This is a genomic window from Microbacterium sp., from assembly GCF_039812165.1.
Lineage (GTDB): Bacteria > Actinomycetota > Actinomycetes > Actinomycetales > Microbacteriaceae > Microbacterium.
The window spans coordinates 1-4,195 of sequence record NZ_JBDIAB010000225.1 but is presented as its reverse complement, the minus strand read 5'-3'; the positions used below and the strand labels follow the sequence as shown (position 1 = coordinate 4,195).

The following is a 4,195-nucleotide window of genomic DNA, read 5'->3' as shown; positions in this document are numbered from 1 at the left end:
GTAGCAGGAGCGGGGCTTGAACCCGCGACCTCACGATTATGAGTCGTGCGCTCTCACCAACTGAGCTACCCTGCCGCGTGGCATCCGTCTCACGAAGGATGCTGCGAGCCCCGAGTCAGGATTGAACTGACGACCCCTTCCTTACCATGGAAGTGCTCTGCCACTGAGCTATCGGGGCGTGCCGCCCGTCGCCGGGCAACTAGAAGAGGATATCAGAGCGCGGGCCTCCCGCTGAATCGGATCAGCTCGTGTGCGCGCGGATCCAGGCGACGGCGTCGACCTTCGTCACGCCGCCCAGCAGCACCTCGAGGTGCAGGTGCGGACCGGTCGCCTTGCCGGTGGCGCCGACGCGGCCGACGACCTGGCCGGCCTGGACGGTGTCGCCCTCCTTGACCTGCAGCGAGCCGTACTGCATGTGCCCGTAGCGGCTCGACACCAGCTGGCCGCCGACCATGTGGTCGATGAGCACCGTGACGCCGTAGTCGCCGCCGGCCTCGGTCGCGATGCGGACGGTGCCGGCGGCGATCGCGTGGATCTCGGCGCCGGCGCCGGGCGTGAAGTCGGTGCCGCCGTGCGGCGTGGAGAACTCGGCCTGGTAGTCCTGCGAGCCGAACGCCGCGGAGATCGGCACGCCCACCGGGAACGGCCACTGGACCGCGGCGGTCGGGTCGTTGACCCACTCGCCCGAGAACATCGTGACGCCGGATGCCGCGGCGAGGCCCGCCATCGACACGACGCCGTAGCTCTCGGTGCGGTCGAGCGCCGACTGCCGCGTGTCGGCGGCGGTGACGTAGGCCTGGATGCCGGCGGGCTCGGCCTCGGACTTCTCCGCGGCGATCGGGATGTCGACGCGCGGCGACGCGACGGCCGCGCCCGGCGTCGTGGTGCCGATCGCGAGCAGCGCGACGGCGCCCATGACGCCGACGGAGAACGACGCGCCGGTCAGCCGACGGACGAGACCCCGGACGCCCGTGCGGCGGGGCGTCGTCGTGGCGGCGGATGCGGCGGACACCGGTGCCGGCTCCGAGTCGGCGGCCTGCTCGCCGGACTCGGCGGCGGCCTGGGCGTGCTCCGGGTCGGCGCTCTCGGTCTCGGCGGCGGCATCTGCATCCGCCGCCTCCGCATCGCGGAGCTCGTCCGCGGCGTGGGCGGACTCAGCCGTGACCTCACCGGATTCCGTCGCCTCGAACACGTCGACAGGCTCGGCGGACTCCGCGGGAGCCTCGACGAGCGTCGCGCCCGCAGCGTCCTCGGCCACGGTCCCGGCGGACTCGGGTGCGGCAGCCGACTCCACGAGCGCCTCGGCCGTCTCGACGACCTCGGCCGCCGAGGCGTCGACGTCGGAGAAGACCTCGTCCACGGCGGCCACCGTCTCGGCCGGGACCTCGACGGTCTCCTCGACGGCCTCCACCGCAGCGCTGCCCACCACTGCATCGCCGAGCTCCGCCGGGACGACGCGGTCCGCGGGGGCGGTCGCGACGGCATCCGGATTCGCGGCGACCCAGCGGCGCCACTCGGCGCGCGTCATGCCGCTCGTGGAGGGAGCGACGAGCGCGGCGCGCGCGGGCGCGACAGAGGTCTTTCGGGGGATTCGGGGCACGGAGCGGTCTCTCGGTCGTCTCGGGGGGAAGGCGCGAAAGAGCGCCGATCGAAGCGTGCGCTGTTCGGGCAGCGAATAACGATCCGGTAAAGACGATAACGACCTCGCCTGAGAGCGCGATGTGCAGAAACCCGAAGAAACTTAGGTATTCAAGGCGTCCAGGATGCGCGGGAAGAGCTCGGGACCGGTCGCGATGGTCATGTCGCGCCCGGGCCGTCCGCCGGGCACGCCGCCGACCACCCCGCCCGCCTCCTCGACGAGGAGCGCACCGGCCGCGTGGTCCCACGGGTTGAGCCCGCGCTCGAAGTAGCCGTCGAGTCGCCCCGCGGCGACGTACGCGAGGTCGAGCGACGCCGCCCCCGCGCGGCGGATGTCGCGGGCGAGCGGCATGACCCGCCGCAGGCGCGCGAAGTCGCCGTCGTGCGTCGCCGGGTCGTACCCGAAGCCCGTCGCGACCAGCGCACCGGCCGCCGACGGCGTGGAGACCGCGAGCCGCCGGTCGTCGAGCCACGCGCCGTCGCCGCGCGCGGCGCGGAACAGCTCCCCCGTCGCCGGGTTGAGCACGACGCCGACGAGGGCGGTCCAGCGCTGCGGGTCGGGCTCTCCCTCGACGGCGGCGATGCTCACCGCGTAGTGCGGGATGCCGTACGCATAGTTCACGGTGCCGTCGATCGGGTCGACGACCCACGTCACGCCGCTCGTGCCGGGCTCCGCGCCCGACTCCTCCCCCAGGAACCCGTCGGACGGGCGGGCCTCCTCGAGCCGCCGGCGCACGAGCGCCTCGACCTCGCGATCGGCCTCGGTGACGATGTCGGCGAGCGCCGACTTCGTGGCCGCGATCGCGACGCCCTCCGTCCGGCGGCGGCGGGCGAGCTCGCCCGCCTCGCGGGCGATGTCGAGGGCGAGATCGGCGAGGTCCTGTGCGTCCGGCATCCCTTCACGGTACGCGACGGCGACCCGTCCGCATCCCCGATAACGTGATGCCATGATCACCCACGACGTCGTCATCGTGGGCGGCGGCCACAACGCTCTGGTCGCCGCCGCCTATCTCGCCCGCGCCGATCGCCGCGTCGTGGTCGTCGAGCGCCTGGACCAGTTGGGCGGCGCCGCGGTGTCGGAACGCCCCTGGCCGGGCGTCGACGCGCGCCTGTCGCGCTACTCGTACCTCGTGAGCCTGTTCCCGAGGTCGATCATGCGCGACCTCGGCCTGTCGCTCGAGCTGCGCCGGCGGCGCTACTCGTCGTACACGCCGGATCCGTCCGATCCGTCGCGCGGCATCCTGATCGACCGGGGGGATGCCGCGGCCACCGCCGCGAGCTTCCTGCGCACGACCGGCGACGCCGACGAGGCGGCGCGCTTCGCGGCCTTCGGCGACCGCCTCCTCCCGCTCGCGGAGACGCTGTTCCCGACCGTCACCGAGCCGCTGCGCCGCGCCTCGGACGTGCGCGCGCTGGTCGGCGACGACGACCTGTGGGAGTCGATCACCGCGCGTCCGCTCGACGAGCTGATCCGCGCGGCGCTGAAGACCGACATCGCCCGCGGCATCGCCCTGACCGACGGCCTCATCGGCACGTTCGCGAGTGCGGACGACCCGTCGCTGCGCCAGAACCGCTGCTTCTTGTACCACGTGATCGGCGGCGGCACCGGCGACTGGGACGTCCCGGTCGGCGGCATGGGACGGGTGAGTGCGAGCCTGGAGGCCGCCGCGCGCGCCGCCGGCGCCGAGCTGCGCACGGGAGCCGCGGCCACCGCGGTCTCGCCGGACGGCAAGGTCGTGCTCGACGACGGGACGACGCTGCACGGACGTCTCGTCCTCAGCGGCGTGGGGCCCGCGGTGCTGCACGACCTGCTGCGCGCCGGCGGGGCGGACGTTCCCGACACGGCCCGCCCGGAGGGCGCGCAGCTCAAGGTGAACCTGCTGCTCAAGCGCCTCCCCCGCCTGCGCGACGAGAGCGTCGCACCCGAGGCGGCGTTCGCCGGCACCTTCCACCTCAACGAGACGATGACCCAGCTCGCCGCCGCGCACGACGCGGCCGCGGTCGGCGGCATCCCCAACCCCCTGCCCGCCGAGGTGTACTGCCACTCGCTCACCGACCCGACGATCCTCGGGCCCGAGCTGCGCGCGTCGGGCGCCCAGACCCTCACGCTGTTCGGTCTGCACGTGCCGCATCGGCTGACGCGGGATGCCGATCCCGCCGCCCTGCGCGACGCGCTGCTCGCTGCGGCGCAGCGCACGCTCGACTCGGTGCTCGCCGAGCCGATCGCCGACTGCCTGTACGAGGCGCCGGACGGCACGCCGTGCATCGAGGCGCGCACGACGGCCGATCTCGAGGCGTCGCTCGGCATGGTCGGCGGCGACATCTTCCACGGCACGCTCGACTGGCCGTGGGCCGGCGACGACGACCCGCTCGGCACGCCCGCGGAGCGCTGGGGTGTGGCCACGGCGTTCCCGCGGATCCTGGTCTGCGGCTCGGGCGCGCGGCGCGGCGGCGCGGTGAGCGGCATCGGCGGTCACAACGCGGCGATGGCCGCCGGCGAGCTCCTCGACGCCTGATCCCGGACCGCGCGGCGCCTCCGCGGGCTCAGCGCGGCGGC

At 74.1% G+C, this 4,195-nt stretch carries 3 protein-coding genes and 2 tRNA genes; 1 reads left to right on the top strand and 4 read right to left on the bottom strand.

All coding sequences use genetic code 11. The annotated features are described in order from the left end of the window. Position 1: 1 nt before the first annotated feature. The 4 genes from WML84_RS13290 to WML84_RS13275 form a co-directional block, all read right to left on the bottom strand. Positions 2-75, bottom strand: a tRNA-Met gene (locus WML84_RS13290). Between the two features lie 31 nt (positions 76-106). Then, positions 107-178, bottom strand: a tRNA-Thr gene (locus tag WML84_RS13285). A gap of 63 nt (positions 179-241) precedes the next feature. Continuing rightward, positions 242-1,528 carry a peptidoglycan DD-metalloendopeptidase family protein gene (locus WML84_RS13280; RefSeq protein WP_347346617.1) on the bottom strand — a complete coding sequence of 429 codons (1,287 nt, stop codon included), beginning with the start codon at positions 1,526-1,528 and terminating at the stop codon, positions 242-244. Between the two features lie 213 nt (positions 1,529-1,741). Continuing rightward, complete coding sequence (locus WML84_RS13275) at positions 1,742-2,533, bottom strand: inositol monophosphatase family protein (RefSeq protein ID WP_347346616.1); 792 nt, start codon at positions 2,531-2,533, stop codon at positions 1,742-1,744. A gap of 52 nt (positions 2,534-2,585) precedes the next feature. Here WML84_RS13275 and WML84_RS13270 point away from each other — a divergent pair, with 52 nt between their 5' ends. After that, on the top strand, positions 2,586-4,154 hold the full coding sequence (locus WML84_RS13270; RefSeq protein ID WP_347346615.1) for an NAD(P)/FAD-dependent oxidoreductase: 1,569 nt from the start codon (positions 2,586-2,588) through the stop codon (positions 4,152-4,154). The last annotated feature ends 41 nt before the right edge of the window (positions 4,155-4,195 follow it).